The organism is Floridaenema aerugineum BLCC-F46, assembly GCF_041929345.1.
Classification (GTDB): domain Bacteria; phylum Cyanobacteriota; class Cyanobacteriia; order Cyanobacteriales; family Aerosakkonemataceae; genus Floridanema; species Floridanema aerugineum.
The window spans coordinates 107952-126290 of the sequence record NZ_JBHFNQ010000013.1 but is presented as its reverse complement, the minus strand read 5'-3'; the positions used below and the strand labels follow the sequence as shown (position 1 = coordinate 126290).

At 39.8% G+C, this 18339-nt stretch carries 18 protein-coding genes and 2 pseudogenes; 11 read left to right on the top strand and 9 right to left on the bottom strand.

Going from position 1 to position 18339, the window contains the following annotated elements; translation table 11 throughout:
- From ACE1CC_RS01800 to ACE1CC_RS01780, 5 genes and pseudogenes are all read right to left on the bottom strand, one after another.
- On the bottom strand, window positions 1-435 hold the full coding sequence (locus ACE1CC_RS01800; protein ID WP_413268759.1) for a type II toxin-antitoxin system VapC family toxin: 435 nt from the start codon (window positions 433-435) through the stop codon (window positions 1-3).
- Window positions 436-587: 152 nt separating this feature from the next.
- Window positions 588-794 (bottom strand): annotated as a pseudogene (locus ACE1CC_RS01795) (hypothetical protein); the annotation flags it as partial.
- Between the two features lie 52 nt (window positions 795-846).
- Window positions 847-1239 (bottom strand): DUF5615 family PIN-like protein, encoded by a 393-nt coding sequence (locus ACE1CC_RS01790; RefSeq protein ID WP_413268758.1) that lies wholly within the window; start codon window positions 1237-1239, stop codon window positions 847-849.
- A 2-nt stretch (window positions 1240-1241) separates the two neighbouring features.
- Window positions 1242-1613, bottom strand: coding sequence for a DUF433 domain-containing protein (locus tag ACE1CC_RS01785; RefSeq protein ID WP_413268757.1), 372 nt, complete (start codon window positions 1611-1613; stop codon window positions 1242-1244).
- 31 nt (window positions 1614-1644) lie between these two features.
- Entirely contained in the window at window positions 1645-1842 is a 198-nt protein-coding gene (locus ACE1CC_RS01780) for a type II toxin-antitoxin system Phd/YefM family antitoxin (protein WP_459563781.1), read from the bottom strand.
- A 75-nt stretch (window positions 1843-1917) separates the two neighbouring features.
- On the opposite strand from ACE1CC_RS01780, the gene ACE1CC_RS01775 reads away from it, so the two are divergent.
- The 7 genes from ACE1CC_RS01775 (at window position 1918) to uvrA (ending at window position 8172) form a co-directional block, all read left to right on the top strand.
- Window positions 1918-3222 carry a serine/threonine protein kinase gene (locus ACE1CC_RS01775; RefSeq protein ID WP_413268755.1) on the top strand — a complete coding sequence of 435 codons (1305 nt, stop codon included), beginning with the start codon at window positions 1918-1920 and terminating at the stop codon, window positions 3220-3222.
- A 211-nt stretch (window positions 3223-3433) separates the two neighbouring features.
- On the top strand, window positions 3434-3601 hold the full coding sequence (locus tag ACE1CC_RS01770; RefSeq protein ID WP_413268754.1) for a hypothetical protein: 168 nt from the start codon (window positions 3434-3436) through the stop codon (window positions 3599-3601).
- Window positions 3602-3606: 5 nt separating this feature from the next.
- Window positions 3607-4026, top strand: coding sequence for a hypothetical protein (locus ACE1CC_RS01765; RefSeq protein ID WP_413268753.1), 420 nt, complete (start codon window positions 3607-3609; stop codon window positions 4024-4026).
- Between the two features lie 327 nt (window positions 4027-4353).
- A complete protein-coding gene (locus tag ACE1CC_RS01760) occupies window positions 4354-4596 on the top strand; it encodes a hypothetical protein (protein WP_413268752.1) in 243 nt (80 codons plus the stop codon).
- A gap of 36 nt (window positions 4597-4632) precedes the next feature.
- Window positions 4633-4878, top strand: a complete 246-nt coding sequence (locus ACE1CC_RS01755; RefSeq protein WP_413268751.1) for a hypothetical protein — start codon at window positions 4633-4635, stop codon at window positions 4876-4878.
- Complete coding sequence (locus tag ACE1CC_RS01750; RefSeq protein ID WP_413268750.1) at window positions 4878-5138, top strand: type II toxin-antitoxin system RelE family toxin; 261 nt, start codon at window positions 4878-4880, stop codon at window positions 5136-5138. The genes ACE1CC_RS01755 and ACE1CC_RS01750 overlap by 1 nt, the downstream gene beginning before the upstream one ends.
- 124 nt (window positions 5139-5262) lie before the next feature.
- A complete protein-coding gene (gene uvrA / locus ACE1CC_RS01745; RefSeq protein WP_459563780.1) occupies window positions 5263-8172 on the top strand; it encodes an excinuclease ABC subunit UvrA in 2910 nt (969 codons plus the stop codon).
- 62 nt (window positions 8173-8234) lie between these two features.
- On the opposite strand, the gene ACE1CC_RS01740 is transcribed toward uvrA, so the two are convergent.
- Together ACE1CC_RS01740 and ACE1CC_RS01735 are read right to left on the bottom strand one after the other, a co-directional pair.
- Window positions 8235-9224 carry a hypothetical protein gene (locus ACE1CC_RS01740; protein ID WP_413268748.1) on the bottom strand — a complete coding sequence of 330 codons (990 nt, stop codon included), beginning with the start codon at window positions 9222-9224 and terminating at the stop codon, window positions 8235-8237.
- A complete protein-coding gene (locus ACE1CC_RS01735; protein WP_413268747.1) occupies window positions 9221-10279 on the bottom strand; it encodes a DUF262 domain-containing protein in 1059 nt (352 codons plus the stop codon). The genes ACE1CC_RS01740 and ACE1CC_RS01735 overlap by 4 nt, the downstream gene beginning before the upstream one ends.
- Before the next feature lie 367 nt (window positions 10280-10646).
- Here ACE1CC_RS01735 and ACE1CC_RS01730 point away from each other — a divergent pair.
- Window positions 10647-11033, top strand: a pseudogene (locus ACE1CC_RS01730) (excinuclease ABC subunit UvrA); the annotation flags it as partial.
- A gap of 106 nt (window positions 11034-11139) precedes the next feature.
- Here ACE1CC_RS01730 and ACE1CC_RS01725 read toward each other — a convergent pair.
- Entirely contained in the window at window positions 11140-11778 is a 639-nt protein-coding gene (locus tag ACE1CC_RS01725) for a hypothetical protein (protein ID WP_413268746.1), read from the bottom strand.
- 265 nt (window positions 11779-12043) lie between these two features.
- Between ACE1CC_RS01725 and ACE1CC_RS01720 the strand changes: the two genes are divergently transcribed.
- Together ACE1CC_RS01720 and ACE1CC_RS01715 are read left to right on the top strand one after the other, a co-directional pair.
- A complete protein-coding gene (locus tag ACE1CC_RS01720) occupies window positions 12044-12268 on the top strand; it encodes a type II toxin-antitoxin system HicB family antitoxin (protein WP_413268745.1) in 225 nt (74 codons plus the stop codon).
- A gap of 62 nt (window positions 12269-12330) precedes the next feature.
- A complete protein-coding gene (locus tag ACE1CC_RS01715; RefSeq protein WP_413268744.1) occupies window positions 12331-12942 on the top strand; it encodes a Uma2 family endonuclease in 612 nt (203 codons plus the stop codon).
- A 179-nt stretch (window positions 12943-13121) separates the two neighbouring features.
- Here ACE1CC_RS01715 and ACE1CC_RS01710 read toward each other — a convergent pair whose 3' ends face one another.
- Window positions 13122-16739 carry a PAS domain S-box protein gene (locus tag ACE1CC_RS01710; protein ID WP_413268743.1) on the bottom strand — a complete coding sequence of 1206 codons (3618 nt, stop codon included), beginning with the start codon at window positions 16737-16739 and terminating at the stop codon, window positions 13122-13124.
- 236 nt (window positions 16740-16975) lie between these two features.
- Here ACE1CC_RS01710 and mtnA point away from each other — a divergent pair, with 236 nt between their 5' ends.
- Window positions 16976-18037: an S-methyl-5-thioribose-1-phosphate isomerase gene (gene mtnA, locus ACE1CC_RS01705; RefSeq protein ID WP_413268742.1), complete on the top strand. Its 1062-nt coding sequence runs from the start codon at window positions 16976-16978 to the stop codon at window positions 18035-18037.
- Window positions 18038-18339 lie beyond the last annotated feature (302 nt).

Here is an 18339-nt window from a genome sequence, read left to right as displayed (position 1 = left end):
TTATTCAGGGACTTGGACAAGATTGGCGATCGCGCTTCCCAAACGAGTAAAATGATTCGGATTAAGTGTGAGGATAACAGATACTTCAGCTTTCAGCGCAGCTTGGGCAATTAAAGCATCGAAAATCCCGCCGCCGGGAATATTTAAAGTTGCCATTTGAGCTATTGCTATTTGATAATCATTGGAGAATAGGGGAATAACTTCAAGGTACTGTAAAATATCTACAATAATACTCTGAGCTTGTTCGGGATTAATGCGTGGTTGAATTGGTAAGCGCGTGATTACAGAGTAGGTTTCTGCTAAACTGTGAGTTGAAATAAACCCTTGAATTTGTTTAGATTCTGCTGCTTTTAGTCTGGAAAAGCAAACAGAATGCTTTGGATGACTGACAATTAACGCAGGAACTAAAACAGAGGTATCAAATAAGACTTTCATAAAGCCTTATGATCCTGAATACGTTCTTCTCTTAACTCATCTATGAAAGAATTAAGATCGAAGCTTTCTGGTAATTCTGCATCTACTACTAAAATTCCTTCTTTTCGATAGATTTTAGTTTTGTTGGATTGACTTGTATTTGTTAATTCTGACTGTTCTTCTAACATTGCAGCTACTTCTTCATCTGTCGGTGCTGGTTGGTCTGTTTTTAACAAACCTCGCATTCTTTTAATGGCAGCTGAGCGATCGGATTGAGAAATTGGTGTTTCTTGCAGGGACTCAATAATTGCGGTTAGTAGTGCAAGGCGATCGATCGGCGATAGCTTGTAGATTTCCTCTTTCAATTCTTGTAGCAACATAGATGGCTCTGATACTTGAATTTGTTTAGTAATTATCAATTAAAACAAATTTTTATGGAATGAACAACCGACCAACTCCCATGTAGTTTTCAATATCCAGTACAATTTCAATTAAACGATCGACACATTGTTCTCGGTAGCTGAATTCGTCAAGGCGATCGAGATCTCCAATTGTTACTACAGGAAATGAATTTGCTGTATTCTCTTGGCGGATTACTTGTTCTAGTGAATCTTCACCTTTCATATTTCGATTAGCTGTGAGAATCATCATTTGATTTTGTTGAGCGTAATTCCAAACTATGCGATCGCTACTATCCATAGATAAACCAGCTTCTTTAAAAGTCACAAACTGAATAGGAATTAACTCCAGCCAACCAAGTTTTGCCAAAATTCCCAAAAAAACAACAGCATAACCATCAAGATTGTAATCAACTAATAAAATCATAGTTATTCTGAGGCACGTTTTGCTTTTTGTTCCTCAAGTTTTGCCCACAAAGCCTCTTTACCAGGTTTACGTGGCATACTAGAAATTCGAGTGAAATGTTCTCGATTACGCTCTTCCCAATATTGGCGAATTTCTTCTCTATTTGCTAAAACTTCTTGATACTCTGCTTCTACTCGATCGTGATTGATTTTTAGGTAAGACAAAGCACTATTGATTTGCTCATTTGTCAGGTTGAACTTATCACGAATTAATTTAGGTGGATACTCTGCTTTTAACAAATCCATTACATCGTAAAGCGTGATTCGTGTACCTGCGATCGTCAATCCTCGCTCTGTCCGAATAATGCTTGATTGTTGATTAGATGCGATCGTCATACCGATAATTTGTTGGTTTTCTTTTCTGTCATTATATCAGCGATTCACTAACCGGGTTTCTCAAGAGCGATCGCACCCGAAAACCCGATAAACCATATAATCTAGATTTAAGTAGAGGTGAAGCGATCGCTTGATCCGATCTAACAATCACAACAGTTTCACCAGCCTCTACTTGACGAAGATATTTCAAAGGATCGCGTTGTATTTCATCAACAGTGACATTGGTCAGGATAACAGCAACTTCAGCTAAGTAGCAAATTGAGATAATATGTCACAATAAACCCAAGTGTCTGGAAAGTGCGACATGGTTTGGGCAGCGGGTCAGAAGTTGCAGAATGGTAAATATATTATCGAAAAAATCCTGGGCGAAGGCGGTTTCGGGATTACCTATCAAGCACGACACACGCTGCTGGAACAGCTAGTGGTGATTAAAACGCCCAACGAAAAGTTAAAAAATGACCCTGAATATCCGAAATATTTGCGGCGATTTGTCGAGGAAGGGCGGCGACTGGAAAAACTCTCTGAAAAGCAGCATCCCAATATTGTGCGCGTCAGGGATTTGTTTGAAGAGAGGGGAATATACTGCCTGGTAATGGATTTTGTCGCAGGGGAGAGTTTGTTTGATTTGGTGCAGCGGCGAGGGGCGTTACCTCCAACAGAAGCGGTGGAGTATGTGCGACAAATGGGGGAAGCTTTGACGGTGATACATCAAGCGCAACTTGTGCATCGGGATGCTCACCCAGGCAATATTATGGTGCAGAGAGACGGTAAAGCGGTGTTGATTGATTTTGGCATTGCTGGAGAAATTCTGCAAACTGTGGAAAGTTCCAAGCATTTTGGCAATTGGGCTTTTGCGCCTTACGAACAGATGATGGGGAGTCGGGAACCAACGGTTGATGTGTACTGTTTGGCAGCTTCTCTATATTATGGGGTAACTGGTCAATGTCCGACATCTTCTTTGGATCGGAAGTTGAATAATGTCCGATTGATTAAACCTAAGCAACACGCTGATATTAGCGATGATTTAAATCGGGCGATTCTCAAGGGGATGGAGTTGGAGGCGAAAAACCGTCCTCAGTCGATGCAGGAATGGTTGAAGTTGTTGGAAGTGGCGAGTCGCACTGTGGAGGTTAGTTTACCGCCGAAAAAACGAAGAAGTATACCTTGGGGTAGCCTAAGAGTAATTTTGTTAAGCTATGCCGTTTTAGGATTCGTTTCAGCACCTTCGGCTTGGGCTTGGGCTTTGGCTTGGGCTTTGGCTTATTTGGCTTGGGCTTGTTTGGCTTGGGCTTTGCTTGCGGCTTTGAGTCCGGCTTTGAGTCCGGCTTTCGATGCGGCTTCGGCTTGGGCTGTTGTTGCGTTCTTTTTTTTTGTTGTTGTTGCGTATTCGGCTTTGCTTTCGGCTTTCCTTTCGGCTTCGCCTTCGGTGTGGGCTTCGGCTTGGGCTTGGGCTTCAGGTATGACTTCTGGTTCCGCTTTGGGTTCGGCTTCAAAAGAGTTAGTCAATTCCTTCAGCAAATTTCACACATTTCTGATCATTCTTGGTACTTGTTGGTTAGGAGTGGGGTTAGGATGGTTGGCGTATCAGATATATATGATATTTCGATAAAATTTCACTACCTTTCTTTGAGGTTGGTAATAAGTTGCTATTTCGTTAGCTTCTATTATATAGATGTACCATAATCAACATTTATAAAATTTAAGGAGAACCAAAAATTAATAATCCTTCCGAAAATGTCAGCCAAAGAAACCTCAAGCACATCAGCAAGCATCTCTCAGATTTCCAACAGTACGACCCTAATCTCACCCTTGACGATATTGTGAAACTAGGACTAGAAATTGCCAGTCGTCCTGAAAACTTAATTGGTACTCCCGGAGGTAGGCAAGTTTTTGAGCAGAATGTAATGATAGGGAATCAACAAGTCATAGTCAGAGCAGTTTTAAATCAAATTGGCAATCTTCGTTCAGTACACATTAAAAACGAGTAAAAATTATGCAAATTGCAATAACTCTCGACAAATCAGAGAAAATCGATCCGATCGATCCAATTGGCGATATCACCATCACCAATAATACAACAACCATTACGGAAAAATCAACATATTTAGACTCCTGGTTTGATGCCTTAATTACCGGATTGAAAGCAGTAAAACAAGGTAAAAATATCGCGGTTGAAATTGTGGAAGAACCAGAACCAATTGTGTTTGAACCTTGGCAGGAAGGAATGCGGATATCTTATCGGGATAAATACATTTTAATCTCTCATATTTCTGAATTCGCCACAGCTTTAAAAATAGCAGCAAATGACTTTTTAAACAAGCTCGATTACCAATCCGACTTTGATTATAATGATTTACTCCAGGTTATTCGTGATTTTGTCAATGACGAATCCGTAAGCCTTGTAACCTTGTAGGTTTGGTTGAGGTACGAAAACCAACAAATGCGTTAGGTTTCGCTTATTTAAAACCAATTATTGAGATATTGCACCAGCGCATTCATCCGCCTGCGAATCAATTCGCAGGCTAATAGCGAAAGTCCTCTAAAGAGGACTAAAAGAGTATCCAAAAAAATCATTAACAATAGCCATCATCTGCATAACAAAAAATCTACATCCACATCTGTGTTCATCTGTGGTTAAAATATCTCAATTTTGCACAAAGCCAAACAAACTCGCTAATGGAATACTACAAATCCTGAGTTAAAATGAAACATAGGCTTATAGCAAAACAAATTTTCCTCTATGAACGCTTTGCCAGAAATTGAAGCAGCTATTAAACAACTTCCAGAAAATGATGTTCGTCAATTAGCTGGGTGGATTCAAAACTATTTAAATGAAAAGTGGGATAGACAAATGGAAGAGGATTTGGCTACAGGCAAATTAGATGATCTGATTGCGAAAGCAGAAGCAGATATAGCAGCAAATAAGGTGAGGGATCTTGATGAAATAATTGACAATTTCTTATTTTTGCAAAAATTATACTAGCAATATTAATAATTTGCGATCGCAAAAAGCTAAAATATGAACACTCGCTACGCGAAGGAGATGAAAATGCAAGTCAAAGATATGACAGTTGAACAACTTAGCGATCTAATTCGGCATATTGTCGAACAATGTCTAGATGAATATTTTGGAGATCCTGACGAGGGGAAAGAAATTAAAGAAGAAGTCAAGCAACAGCTGATCGAATCAATGAATCGCACAAAAGCTGGGGAGCGTGGTATACCGCTTGATGAAGCTGTCAAAAAACTAGGATTAGATCGCTAATGGACTACTCTGTTGAATTAAAAGCAGAAGCCCTTGCTAGTTTGGAAAGGCTGACTCAAGTTGTAAAAAACCGGATTACCAGCAAAATTTATTGGTTAGCTGCAAACTTTGACTCGATTAGTCCCGATCCTTTAACGGGTAATCTAGCAGGTTTGTTTAAGCTAAGAGTTGGTGATTATCGAGTGGTTTATACCTTCAGCACGGAATCAAGAATTATTACTATTCATAGAATTGGACACCGCAGCGAAATTTATGGTTAATTGAGGAGCGCCCCCCGCACCCAAAAATCCCGACAGCGTTAAAATCGTTAAGCAACATTACGCTCTGTCTCTCATGTCCCACGCTGCCAACACCAAAAACGGTCATCTTTCTACGGGAATAAATCTGAATAATCTGAGTTCGATTCGCATTCGGGGTGCGAGGCAGCACAATCTGAAAAATATCGATTTGGAGTTGCCGCGCGATCGCCTAATTGTCTTCACTGGTGTTTCCGGTTCCGGCAAATCTTCCCTGGCTTTCGATACGATTTTCGCGGAAGGGCAACGGCGTTATGTGGAATCTCTCAGCGCTTATGCTCGGCAATTTTTGGGACAGTTGGATAAGCCGGATGTGGATGCGATCGAAGGCTTAAGTCCAGCTATCTCTATCGACCAAAAATCGACTTCGCACAACCCGCGTTCGACGGTGGGAACGGTGACGGAGATTTATGATTATCTGCGGTTGTTGTTTGGTCGGGCGGGTGAACCTCATTGTCCGATTTGCGATCGATCTATTTCTCCCCAAACGATCGACCAGATGTGCGATCGCATTCTCGACCTTCCCGATGGTACTCGTTTTCAAATTCTCGCGCCTGTTGTGCGGGGAAAAAAGGGTACTCACCGCAAGCTATTTTCCAGTTTAGTTTCCGAAGGATTTGCGCGAGTTCGGGTAAATAATGAGGTCAGACAGCTTGATGAAAATATCGAATTAGATAAAAATTATACCCACACTATTGAAATTGTCGTTGACAGGTTAGTTAAAAAACCTGGTATTCAAGAGCGTTTAACCGATTCTTTGGCGACTTGCTTGCGTCATTCCGGTGGAATTGCGGTTATCGATATATTAAATGATACATCGGGCAGGGTATCCGCGTCGCGGGAAAACAATATGTATAACTTAAATGATACCACAAACCCGGTGAATTCCTATCAGGAACAACCGCAAGAATTGGTATTTTCGGAAAACTTTGCTTGTCCCGAACATGGGGCGGTGATGGAAGAATTATCGCCAAGATTGTTTTCTTTTAATTCGCCTTATGGCGCTTGTCCTCATTGTCATGGTTTGGGGAGTTTGCGAACTTTTGCGCCGGAGTTGGTGATACCTGACCCGGAGGCGGATTTGATTTCGGCGATCGCACCTTGGGCGGATAAGGAAGATTCTTATTACACAGTTTTATTGCAGAGTGTCGCCAAAGCGCATGGGTTTAAAATTTATACTCCTTGGAATCAGTTAACGCCGGAACAACAACAGATCGTTTTGTACGGTTCGGACAAGGCGATTTGGATGGAAAACCGCGATGATTTCCGCAGTTTTAAAGGGGTAATTCCGATTTTGCAAAGGCAGTACGATGAGACGGGTTCGGAATTGCAAAAGCAGAAATTGGAACCTTATTTAATTGACCAACCTTGCGAAGTTTGTCAGGGGAAAAGGTTAAAGCCGGAAGCTTTGGCGGTGAGGTTAGGGCAATATCGAATTCTGGATTTAACGGGAGTGTCGATCGCCATCTGCAAGGAGCGAATCAACAGTTTAAAGTTGAGCGAAAGACAAACTCAAATCGCGGACTTAGTTCTAAAAGAAATTCGCGCCCGGTTGCAATTTTTATTAGATGTCGGGTTGGATTATCTGACTTTAGATCGTCCGGCAATGACACTTTCGGGAGGAGAAGCGCAACGGATTCGCCTAGCAACTCAAATCGGTTCGGGATTAACCGGAGTTCTCTACGTTTTAGATGAACCAAGCATCGGTTTGCATCAAAGAGATAACAGCAGATTGTTGAAAACTCTCATCAAACTCCGGGATTTGGGAAACACTTTAATCGTTGTCGAACATGACGAAGAAACGATTCGAGAAGCAGATCATATTATAGATATCGGACCCGGTGCGGGAATTCATGGAGGGAGGATTGTTTCCCAAGGAAATCTAGAGGATTTGTTGGCAGCAGAAGAGTCTTTGACTGGCGCTTACTTGTCGGGAAAACGAGTAATTGAAACTCCCGCAACTCGCAGAGAAGGTAATGGGAAAAGTTTGATTCTGAAAAACTGCCATCGCAACAACCTTAAATATATAGATGTGGAAATTCCGTTAGGAAAACTCGTCTGCGTCACGGGTGTTTCTGGTTCGGGAAAATCTACTTTAATCAATGAGTTGCTTTATCCAAGTTTGCAACATCATCTCACCAAAAAAGTTCCTTTGCCAAAAGAGATGGATGGAATTAAAGGGTTGAATGCGATCGATAAAGCAATCATCATCGACCAATCTCCGATCGGCAGAACTCCCCGTTCCAACCCCGCAACTTACACCGGAGTTTTCGATGCAATTCGAGAAATCTTTTCCCAAACAATTGAAGCCAAAGCCAGAGGTTATAAACCCGGACAATTTTCCTTCAATGTGAAAGGTGGCAGATGTGAAGCTTGCGGAGGTCAAGGGGTAAATGTAATTGAAATGAATTTTCTGCCGGATGTTTACGTGCAATGTGAGGTTTGCAAAGGCGATCGCTACAACCGAGAAACCTTGCAAGTTAAATATAAAGGTTATTCGATCGCAGATGTTCTGAATATGACGATCGAAGAAGCTTTAGAGGTATTTAAAAACATCCCCAAAGCGGTGACTCGGTTGCAAACTTTAGTCGATGTCGGTTTAGGCTACATCCGTTTAGGACAATCTGCACCCACCCTTTCAGGAGGGGAAGCGCAAAGAGTCAAATTAGCTTCCGAACTTTCGCGCCGTGCGACGGGGAAAACTCTTTATTTAATTGATGAACCTACCACTGGTTTATCGTTTTATGACGTTCACAAATTGTTGGATGTTTTGCAAAGATTGGTAGATAAAGGGAATTCAATTTTGGTAATCGAACATAATTTAGATGTAATTCGTTGCGCCGATTGGGTAATTGATTTAGGCCCGGAAGGTGGCGATAAAGGCGGGGAAATTATTGTTGTGGGAACGCCGGAATTGGTGGCATTGTGCGATCGGTCTTATACAGGGCAGTATTTAAAAGAGGTGTTGTTACAGCATCCGCCAAAGGTAAGTGTTTAGTAATCTCTTAAAATCAAACAATTTAATCATTGCATATACTTTCCGTAAAACTCAACCATACATCAAGTCTCATCACTATAGAGGAAAATAGAATTAATATTTGTATCTATAAATGGATATAAACTCTTCAATTCGTCTGTAATATGCCAGTGGTAGTTTTCGATAGGATGTTCAATTATCTTTTTACCTATTAAAATAGCTAAAAAATATTGGAATAATGAAATACTTAGAGGAATTTGATTAGTTGGTGTTGACTGAACTTCCCTGACGATTTGTTTCATGATTTGTTTTATATTTTTTTCCTTACCTGCATTAACAATCAGACGATATAAATTATCACAAAAACGACTCATATCTTTCGGTCTTAGTTCATCAGGAATTTTATTCTCAAACAGTTTGTTTATCTCGTTTGCTAATTGACGCTTTATTTTAATTTCTGAATAATCATTGTCTTCTATAAAAGCAGAAGTTTGTTGAAATGCCAGAATTAGCGTATCCAGTTGTTCAACAGTTGCTTTAATTTGTGCTGCTAAACGTAATCTTCTCCAATCTATTTCAGAGTTTTTATAAACTAGATCATGAGTTGAAACTGCCCAGGCGTGTTCAAAAGCACTTTTTACTTGAATTTCAAAAGTAATCGTATAAATGCTTAATTGATTATCTATATCTAGGTCATCAACCTTTTTAAGTTGAGCATAAATCCTAGTTGAATCAAATTTGAAAGTATCTGGAGATTTTTTATTTTGTCCTCTCTTAACTGTACGAATAACCTTAAATGTATTTTTACAAAATTCTATTACTTCTTTTTCATGCGATAAAGTTGGGATAATGACTGTACAAGCGAATAAATCATCTAAATCTGACCATTTTTTAAATCTACCTGTTTCTATCTTTTCCGCTAGGGACTCAATGGTTTTAATTCGACAAGTAAACGCATATCCTCTTCGCTGTTCGCAATAATTTCTTAATGTTTCTGTAACCCTTTCAGAAACATTTTTGACAAAAGGCTTATATTCTTGATATTTGCGATCGAGTATAGAGGGATAAATCATACAATAGTAGATAAAACATTACTTCCTTGTATGACGGATTTCATAATTTCAATTCTCTTTTTTCTAGGCCCTGAGTCTGTGAATGAAGAGGTAACTGCATTATAGTATTCTAAGGCATCTTTATGCTTATTTCTTTCTTCCTCATTGGTAACTATTTCTAAAAAATTGTAAATATTTTTACCAATTTCTTCGGAAATTTCGAGTTGATTTTCACGGTTTAACTCAGCAATAGCACCAAACAGAGAATAAAAATCAGCTTGATTTTTTAATCTAGTTTTAACTAAATCTTTCGATAACTCTAGGATTTTTTTGATTGACTCAACAGTGGTACGAAACTCACTTTCAACCTCTTCTTTATCTTCCCAAGCACTATCACGAGAGCTAAATGCTTTATCAAAATATTCGTGATCGTATGATCTTGCACCTTCTTCTAAAAAAAGTAACAACTGAGCTACCATTTCAACATCTTTCATTTGTTTTTTAGATTTTGGATCAATTCTAGGAAAATTTTCATTCTTTTCATCCAAATATCTAAACATCCAAGAAGTTAAATCTTCTGCACTAGTAATAAAAACTCCGCTATATTTTGCATGACGAAGTTCTTGCGGTGTGAGTTTGATAACATTACGGTTGATTCGATCAAATATATTACCGATAATTTGTTCATCAGATGTTGGTAGATATTCAATAGCAAATTGATACTTCCAAAAATTTTGTTTGGCTTCCGTATCTAAATCTTTGAAGAATTTACCGCGAAATCTTTCGATTGTAGCTTTTTCATAAACCGGAAATTTATTATTGGCAAATTCAAACAAAGTAGATAACCTTTGCTTTCCATCAACTATACTAACCTTAGATACTCCTTCAGGAGTAATTTCTTGGTAGATAAATATAGCAGGTGCCGGAAAGCCATTAAGCACGGTATCAATAAAGTAATCTTTATAACTTTGATTCCAAACACTACGTCTTTGATAAGGTGGATCAAGATCGAGTAATTTTCTATTATAAAGATCCCAAAACCAAGAGATTGTTTGAAAATTAATTGTCCTGCTCATGTTATTTCCTCTATAGCTATGGCAATTTTCTTAAAATTACACGAGATTCATAATAGTTGTATCTAGAGTTAGGCAGAGCCTGTTAATGAACTAAAGAGAATTATAAAACAGCAGCCTTTAACCCCTTTATTATTATACCTTAGTTCTTAAAGCTTTTAGTATTTCCGTATAAAGTCAATCCAACTCACGCCTCGCCAAATCCTCTCCATCAAAACAGATAATGCCTTAAACTTGGTTGGTGTGCGATCGCAAGTTATACCAAATACGGGTTAGCTACCTACTTTATATTTTTGAGCTTCTTTCTTCTTCTTTCTTCGTGTCCTTCGTGTCTTCGTGGTTCAAAAAAAGGTAATCAACCCGGTTTTATGCACCCACCCTTTCAGGAGGCGAAGCGCAAAGAGTCAAATTAGCTTCCGAACTTTCGCGCCGTGCGACGGGAAAAACTCTTTATTTAATCGATGAACCTACGACTGGTTTATCGTTTTATGACGTTCACAAATTGTTGGATGTTTTGCAAAGATTGGTAGATAAAGGTAATTCAATTTTGGTAATTGAACATAATTTAGATGTAATTCGTTGCGCCGATTGGGTAATTGATTTAGGCCCGGAAGGTGGCGATAAAGGCGGGGAAATTATTGTTGTGGGAACGCCGGAATTGGTGGCATTGTGCGATCGGTCTTATACCGGGAAGTATTTGAAGGAGGTGTTGTTGCAACATCCATCAAAGAATGTCAGTCAAGAAACTAGCAGTTAAACTTGCAGCTATAGAAGGGAATCGGAAACTATAATTATTGCTCTAGGGATGTAGTAGGCACTACACTAAAGCTTTGGACTAATACCAATGATTCAAAAGTTGTATTTTAACTGGCTAATTTCTGTTTTTTCTGTTGAAATTTTAGCAGTGAACTTGCACCTAAAACACCGAAGGCCAAAACACTTAAACTAGAAGAGCATTCAGGAACCGATGTGGAATTCACAACAGATTTTGCGTCCAGGTAATCAGTACTTCCGCCAAACTCGGTTAACAGTAACTGATAGCTAAACAGGCCATCTGAATCCCCAATTAGTTGCAGAGGAGTTGAGAATGTCAGGACGGTGCCATTAAGGGTGTATGGAACCGAGCCACGAAAGGAACCCCACCCTCCAGAGGTCGGCTCGTCGGAACTGGGGAAGACATTACGTACTCGAATGTCACCTGCAACCGGGATTTCTGCTCCGCGAATAATTGCTTCAAGTCCGCTATAGTATGGCGAGCCTCCAAACACGGGTAAGTTTCCATCCGCGTCAATATAATACTGAAATGAATCAGCTTGTCGATTAAACTCATCAACTGTAAAAAAGTCGGGTACTTCGTTGAATTCTATTGTGAATATCACTTTCTGAGTATCAAGATTTGCCACCGCTGACTGGGAGTGGATCATTAGTGCAGCTTGCGCTGGTAAGGAGAGACTTAAACCTATAGTGACACCTAAAGTGTAGTTAGCTATTTTTCCTAACATATTGCAGCCATTTTCAGTGGATCTCCATATATTTTACTTTAATACTTGCAAAGTCCACAATTATTTCTGTTTGCTCAGTTCTTGTTATGGTTCATTTGGCTTGAAGGTAGAGGGCGGAGCTAGAAATGGATGCTTTTGGCGATTATACATGGTGTTGGTTATGAAAGGCTTGGCTAAATGGCGATGATGCTAAACCGTATTTGGAAAAAGAAGTTAATCAAAAATTAGCTAAATTAGAAACAATTCAAGAAGAGGAGTCTTCAGAATGAAATTACCTTATACTATTGTTATTCAATGGAGTGATGAAGATGGATGTTATTTAGTCCATTTACCTGAATTTCCTACTCAACAATTTCATACTCATGGAGATACATATCAAGAAGCATTAAGCAATGCTCAAGAAGTTTTAGAATTGCTGGTTGAAGAGTATCAACAAGATGGTAAACCTTTACCTCAACCTAAACCTTTAGTTATTTCTCAAGTTGCTTAGGGTGGGAAAAGAGCGATTCGCCAAGTTAAACTACAGAAGTATCTCCCAAGTATTTTGTATTTATGAGCAATTTACTAGAAACAGTTTCACCGCCAGAAATTACCCCATTGGTGTTGCAAATGTCTCCGGCGATCGAAATGACAGACGAACAATTTTTTAATTTCTGTCAGCAAAACCAAAACTATCAAATTGAACGCACCGCCAACGGAGAAATTACCATTATGCCTCCCACAGGTTCCGAAACTGGAAATCGCAACTTTGATTTAATTGTACAATTAGGAATCTGGACAAGGCAAAATGGAACCGGAATCGGTTTTGATTCTTCTGCTGGTTTTACTCTTCCCAATGGGGCGATTAAATCCTCGGATGCAGCTTGGATCAAACTGGAAAAATGGCAAAGTCTCACTCCTGAACAACAGCAAAAATTTGCCCCTATTTGTCCTGATTTTATTGTTGAGTTACGTTCCCCTAGTGACAACTTACAAACTCTTAAAGATAAATTGCAAGAATATATAGATAACGGTACATCTCTTGGTTTATTAATCGATCGCAAAAACCGTCAAGTATACATTTATCGTCCTAATGCCGAAATTGAATGTTTAGACAATCCTGCTACTATTAATTGTCAACCAGTTTTACCAGGATTCATTTTAGATTTATCAACTATATGGTAAAGCTTTTTATCATGTCCGTTTGATTAAGTAGGTGTAAATAAATAAAGTGATAATAGTTATATGAGGATGGATCGGGCATCCTGCCCACCCCACAGTAGGGGCAATTCATGAATTGCCCCTACTGTGGGGTGGGCTAGGAGAGCCCGACGAGAGTTTTCACTTTAGTTATATGTATCTAGTTACTCTTTTTCCGATCGCTCAATCGTAAAGTAAAAAGTACTCCCTTCTCCCAACACACTCTCTACCCAAATTTTCCCTTTGTGCTTTTGGACAATAGTTTTACAAATAGCTAAACCTAAACCTGTTCCACCTTTCTGACGGGAATCAGAAGCATCAACTTGTTGAAAACGCTCGAAAATAGTTTCTAACTTATCCGATGGTATTCCTCTTCCTTCGTCTTGCACAGAGAAGCGAATCTCAGAATCAGAAGTTTCATGATTTACTAACTCTGCTTTCAACCAAATTGTACTATCAGGAGGAGAAAATTTGATGGCGTTGCTGAGTAAATTAGTGATTACTTGGACGATCGCACCAGGACTTGCCCATAAATTAACAGAAATTGGCACAACTTTAATTGTAATCGATGCTTGATTGGCAAGAGTTTGCACTGACTCAACTGCCTGTTTCATCAACTCACTTGCTTCACATTCTTCTATTAGTAGTTCAACACTGCCAGATTCTAGACGTTCCAAATCTAAAATATCATTGACTAACTGCACCAAGCGAGTGCTATTATTCACTGCCATCTGTAAAAAATGGTGGAACTTCTCCGGTTGATTGTCAAATCTTCCCGATTGAAGTAACCCTAAAGCGCCACAAATCGAAGTTAGTGGGGTGCGGAGTTCGTGACTAACTACAGAAATAAATTCATCTTTGACTCGTTCCGCTAATTGCCGATCGCTAATATCTTGAACCTGAGAAACAAAATACAACGGAGTACCATTTTGCTCTCGGATCACAGATGTACTTTGATTCGTCCAAATCACCTTTCCTTGCTTATGGATGCAGCGTTTTTTCATTTGGAAAGACCGCTGTTTGCCCGATAGTAATTGTTGCACATTTTGCTGTTCAGCGTTGATGTCTTCTGGGTGAACAATAGCCCAAAAAGTTCGTTGCAATAATTCTGTTTCACTGTAGCCGACTAGATCGCAAAGTGCCTGATTAACTTCCATAAATTGTCCATCCAGCGCCACTAATGCCATGCCAATTGCGGCATCATCAAATGCTAGTCGGAATCTGGCTTCACTTTCGCGCAAAGCTGCTTCGGCACGTTTGCGATCGCTAATATCTTGCACAATCCCATGCCCAACAATGTCACCATTGTCTCGCTTTTCCAAGAAAGAACGCCTCGCCAATAACCACTTCAACTTACCCGATGGCGTAATCACTCGCCATTCATAAGAGAACGGCTCTAAGGTGATCAAATTTTGGCGCACAGCTGTATTATAGGCTTCTACATCCAGAGGATGCCATTGTTTATAAATTAGCGAAAAATCTGCCAAAGCTTGCTCAGGCTTAATTTCTAATATATCTTCAACGGCTGCACTGATATATTCCAGCCGAGTAGATCCATCTGGCGAATGAACAATAGTGTAAATCATTCCGGGTACATTACTCACCAACTGCTGAAACCTGGCTTCACTTTCGCGCAAAGCTGCTTCTGCACGTTTGCGATCGCTAATATCCGTAATCAGTGCATAATATCCGTGAACAGTTTCATGTTCATCCATATCTGGAACTAAAACCGCAGAAATATGGCGAGTTTTATTACCTTGATAAGCAACTTCTGCTTCGTAGGTGACAGTTTTTCCCGCCAAAGCTTGAGTGATGTATGGAAGTACTTTTTGATAAGCTTCTTGTCCAATTACTTCCTGAATAGTCTTGCCTAAAATATCTTCTTTGTGACAATTAAACCAGACTTCGTAGGTTTTATTCACGAAACGGTAACGTTGAGAAGCGTCAGTATAAGAAATACAACCAAAAACCGAATCAGTAATTAATTGCAACTGAGCTTTGCTTTCTCTTAATGCCTGTGTTTGTTTTGCAACCTGTTGCTCTAATTCTCGCTCATAGTTGGCTCGTAGTTGTTCGCTTTGTCGTCGTTCGCTAATGTCTCGAAAAGCATTGATTGCATAGAGCACTTTACCACTTTTATCAAAAACCGGAATGGTGTTAACTTCGATCGGCACTCGTCGTTTATTCACTTCAATTTCCATATCATCAATATAAACCGATTCCCCTTGCAATCCTCGAATTGCCGGAAGTTCTTCGGTTGGGTAAAACTCGTTAGTACCTGCTATATAAAGCTGATAAACTTCGGAAAGTTTTTCCGCAGGAGTTGAAGTCACTCCCGGCGTTAAAATTTCTTTGCCTTTGTTATTAACAAAAATGACTTGTCCAGAAGGAGCATGAACGCTGATCCCAACTGGAACACTATCCAAAAAAGTTTCCAGGGTTTGTTGATTTTCTTGAAGTGCCTGAAAAGAAGCGTTAAGCTGAGTCATCATTTGATTAAACCCAACTCGCAGGGCATCGACTTCTTGAATGCCAGTGGGAGTGAGTGGCGAAACGGGTTTTCCCGCAGAAAATGCTTGAGTGCAAAGGTTCAGCGTTTGAATGGGTTGAGTAATTTTCCGCGCCGTCCACAAACCCAGTAAAATGGAACCCATCAAGGCTAAACTACAGAGTAGTGCAGTGCGATAAGTATTTGCCTGGATTTCGCCGAGAAAATCCGATTCTGGAACTACAATTACAATTAACCAATCCAGTCCAAATCGATCGCGAAATGGTATAACTTGAACAAATTGTGTTGCGTTGTTTTGTGCAATATCAAACTGTTCAGTATCATTAATTTGGCTTAAACTTTGGAAGCGTTTGATTAATTGTAGAGTTGTTTCTCGAATGATGGGATTTTTGCTTTCTGTGGCTTTAGTACGCTGCAATTTTCCGCCTTTAGATGTGAATAAGGGGTAGTCGGTGGAACTAGCAATTAATAATCCCGATCGCTCGATCATAAAAACTTGCCCTGATGGACTAATATGCAGAGATGAGAGAAATTGATTGAAATAATCGAGGGTAATATCGGTTGCTACCACTCCCTTAAGTTTGCCGAAACTGTTATAAATTGGTAATCCAGCCGAAATTCCCAATGTTTCTGTGCGGGTGATAAATTGGTAGATCGGACTCCATGTTGCCTGACCTGCTTGCTTGGGAGTTTGATACCAAGGTCTGATTCTGGCATCATAATTCTCAGTCATTACCAGGGTGCGGATCTTGTTACCTTTGGCATCAGTATCAGAAATAGAATATGCGCCTTTGGTAAAGCGTTGAGTGCGGTAAAGACTAATTGATTTTTTTTGCCCAGAATCAATCATACCAGGTGAAGGGAAAGAGGTTCTTTGCGCCGAACCAATCATTCCTCCGCGTTCGTTGGCGATCGCTATTGTACTAACTGAAGGAAACCGCGAGATTTGTTTCCCAAAAAATTTTTCTAAAGTTTCTGTATCTTCTGTTTGGAAGTCGGGTATTATCCCTAAATTAATGGCATCGGCGTTAAGTTGGTTAACCAGATGCGGAACTTCCAGGGTTTTTTCTAGGTAAAGTGTGGTGCGATTTCCAACTTCTTTGCTCAACTGATGCGCTAGGTTTTCAACAACCCGCTGCCCGCTGCGAAAGGATAGATAGCCCACTAAGGTTACTGCGCCTACGGTTTGCAACACAAAGGGAACCACTAACACCCATCGCAAGGGGAGGTTTAACTTTGGGTGAGAGAGGCGTTGCAGGGGAGCGATCGGCATAAAAGTTAGCTGAACAAAGAGATATAATTGAAACCCTGACAATTCCGATTATTCCCCAGACTTTTCTTTAATTCAAGCTTTATAGCAAAAAGCAAAAGGTAAAAGCCAACAAAAGCAATGGTTTTACCAATTAAGAAAGTTCATTAAGCTGTGACAATTGCTCTACAATAAAATTTGCTTTTCTCTATTTTGTGTCACAATTAGGTGCAAAGTAGTTCACGATCTCACTAACTGTTATGACATCTACCGAGTCTCATGTTTATCCGGTAATTTGGCAAAAAGACCAGGTTTTGCTAATAGATCAAAATCGTTTGCCTGCTGAGTATACTTTAGTAGAAATTAGTAACTCTGATGATATGGCATTGGCAATTAAAACGATGATTGTTAGGGGTGCGCCTGCGATCGGAGTTGCTGCTGCTTACGGAATGTATTTAGGGGCGCGAGAGATTCAAACCGAAAACCGGGAATTGTTTTTAACCCAGTTGGAAAAAGTTGCCGAAAAGTTACGCGCCACTCGCCCAACTGCGGTAAATTTATTCTGGGCAATTCAAAGAATGTTAACTACTGCCCGTCGCACTTTAGGCTCAGTAGAATATCTGAAAGAGTTATTACTAGAAACGGCAAAAAATATCAATTTAGAAGACTTACAAACTTGTCGCTCTATAGGCGATTATGGTTTAGAAGTTTTACCAAAAACCCCAGAAAAATTAACAATTTTAACTCATTGTAATGCTGGCGCTTTAGCTACTGCTGGTTATGGTACGGCTTTGGGTGTAGTCCGTTCTGCTTGGCGAGAAGGACGTTTAGCAAGGGTTTTTGCTGATGAAACTCGTCCCCGGTTACAAGGGGCAAAATTAACCGCTTGGGAATGTGTCCAAGATCAGATTCCGATTACTTTAATTACTGATAATATGGCAGCCCATTGTATGAAACAAGGTTTAATTCATGCTGTGGTTGTCGGTGCGGATAGAATTGCTGCTAATGGGGATACTGCGAATAAAATAGGGACTTATAGTGTAGCGATTTGTGCCAAAGCACATAATATTCCTTTCTTTGTAGCTGCACCACTTTCCACTATTGATTTTAGCTTAGTTGATGGCAGTCAAATTCCCATTGAAGAACGCGATCCTTCCGAGATTTACCAAATTGGAAAAACCCTGATTACGCCAGAATGTGTCAATTTTTATAATCCCGCTTTTGATGTAACTCCAGCAAATTTAATTACGGCAATTATTACTGAGTTTGGTGCAGTTGCGCCTGGTGAATTGAAACAGTTTGAGGAAAAGCAAGCGGTTTAATTTAGTTGCGGTTTTTTTGGTGGTAGCGATCGCGTAGCGTGCTGTAGGCGATCGATCCTTTCGGTTTTAGTAATAAGGCAAGTTGCTAGTTATTTACATAAAGGTACGTAGTTGGGCTTTAGCCCTCATAAAGCCAGGTTTCAGAAGAGGGCTAAAGCCCAACTACGTACAAAGAATAAAACTATTCTTATAACTAGCAACTTGGGTTAATAGCACAGCATCGTTAAAATTTCCGGTGATTTTTAGCATTTTTTCTGGTGCTGTGCTTATACTGTTTAGTTAATATAGAACCAAGATTTTTT

Bases quoted from the DNA above. Each gene is read 5' to 3' on its own strand.
- ACE1CC_RS01800 (WP_413268759.1), bottom strand. From the start codon at position 435: ATGAAAGTCTTATTTGATACCTCTGTTTTAGTTCCTGCGTTAATTGTC.
- ACE1CC_RS01790 (WP_413268758.1), bottom strand. From the start codon at position 1,239: ATGATTTTATTAGTTGATTACAATCTTGATGGTTATGCTGTTGTTTTT.
- ACE1CC_RS01785 (WP_413268757.1), bottom strand. From the start codon at position 1,613: ATGACGATCGCATCTAATCAACAATCAAGCATTATTCGGACAGAGCGA.
- ACE1CC_RS01775 (WP_413268755.1), top strand. From the start codon at position 1,918: ATGGTTTGGGCAGCGGGTCAGAAGTTGCAGAATGGTAAATATATTATC.
- ACE1CC_RS01765 (WP_413268753.1), top strand. From the start codon at position 3,607: ATGCAAATTGCAATAACTCTCGACAAATCAGAGAAAATCGATCCGATC.
- ACE1CC_RS01760 (WP_413268752.1), top strand. From the start codon at position 4,354: ATGAACGCTTTGCCAGAAATTGAAGCAGCTATTAAACAACTTCCAGAA.
- ACE1CC_RS01755 (WP_413268751.1), top strand. From the start codon at position 4,633: ATGAACACTCGCTACGCGAAGGAGATGAAAATGCAAGTCAAAGATATG.
- ACE1CC_RS01750 (WP_413268750.1), top strand. From the start codon at position 4,878: ATGGACTACTCTGTTGAATTAAAAGCAGAAGCCCTTGCTAGTTTGGAA.
- ACE1CC_RS01740 (WP_413268748.1), bottom strand. From the start codon at position 9,224: ATGATTTATCCCTCTATACTCGATCGCAAATATCAAGAATATAAGCCT.
- ACE1CC_RS01735 (WP_413268747.1), bottom strand. From the start codon at position 10,279: ATGAGCAGGACAATTAATTTTCAAACAATCTCTTGGTTTTGGGATCTT.
- ACE1CC_RS01725 (WP_413268746.1), bottom strand. From the start codon at position 11,778: ATGTTAGGAAAAATAGCTAACTACACTTTAGGTGTCACTATAGGTTTA.
- ACE1CC_RS01720 (WP_413268745.1), top strand. From the start codon at position 12,044: ATGAAATTACCTTATACTATTGTTATTCAATGGAGTGATGAAGATGGA.
- ACE1CC_RS01715 (WP_413268744.1), top strand. From the start codon at position 12,331: ATGAGCAATTTACTAGAAACAGTTTCACCGCCAGAAATTACCCCATTG.
- ACE1CC_RS01710 (WP_413268743.1), bottom strand. From the start codon at position 16,739: ATGCCGATCGCTCCCCTGCAACGCCTCTCTCACCCAAAGTTAAACCTC.
- mtnA (WP_413268742.1), top strand. From the start codon at position 16,976: ATGACATCTACCGAGTCTCATGTTTATCCGGTAATTTGGCAAAAAGAC.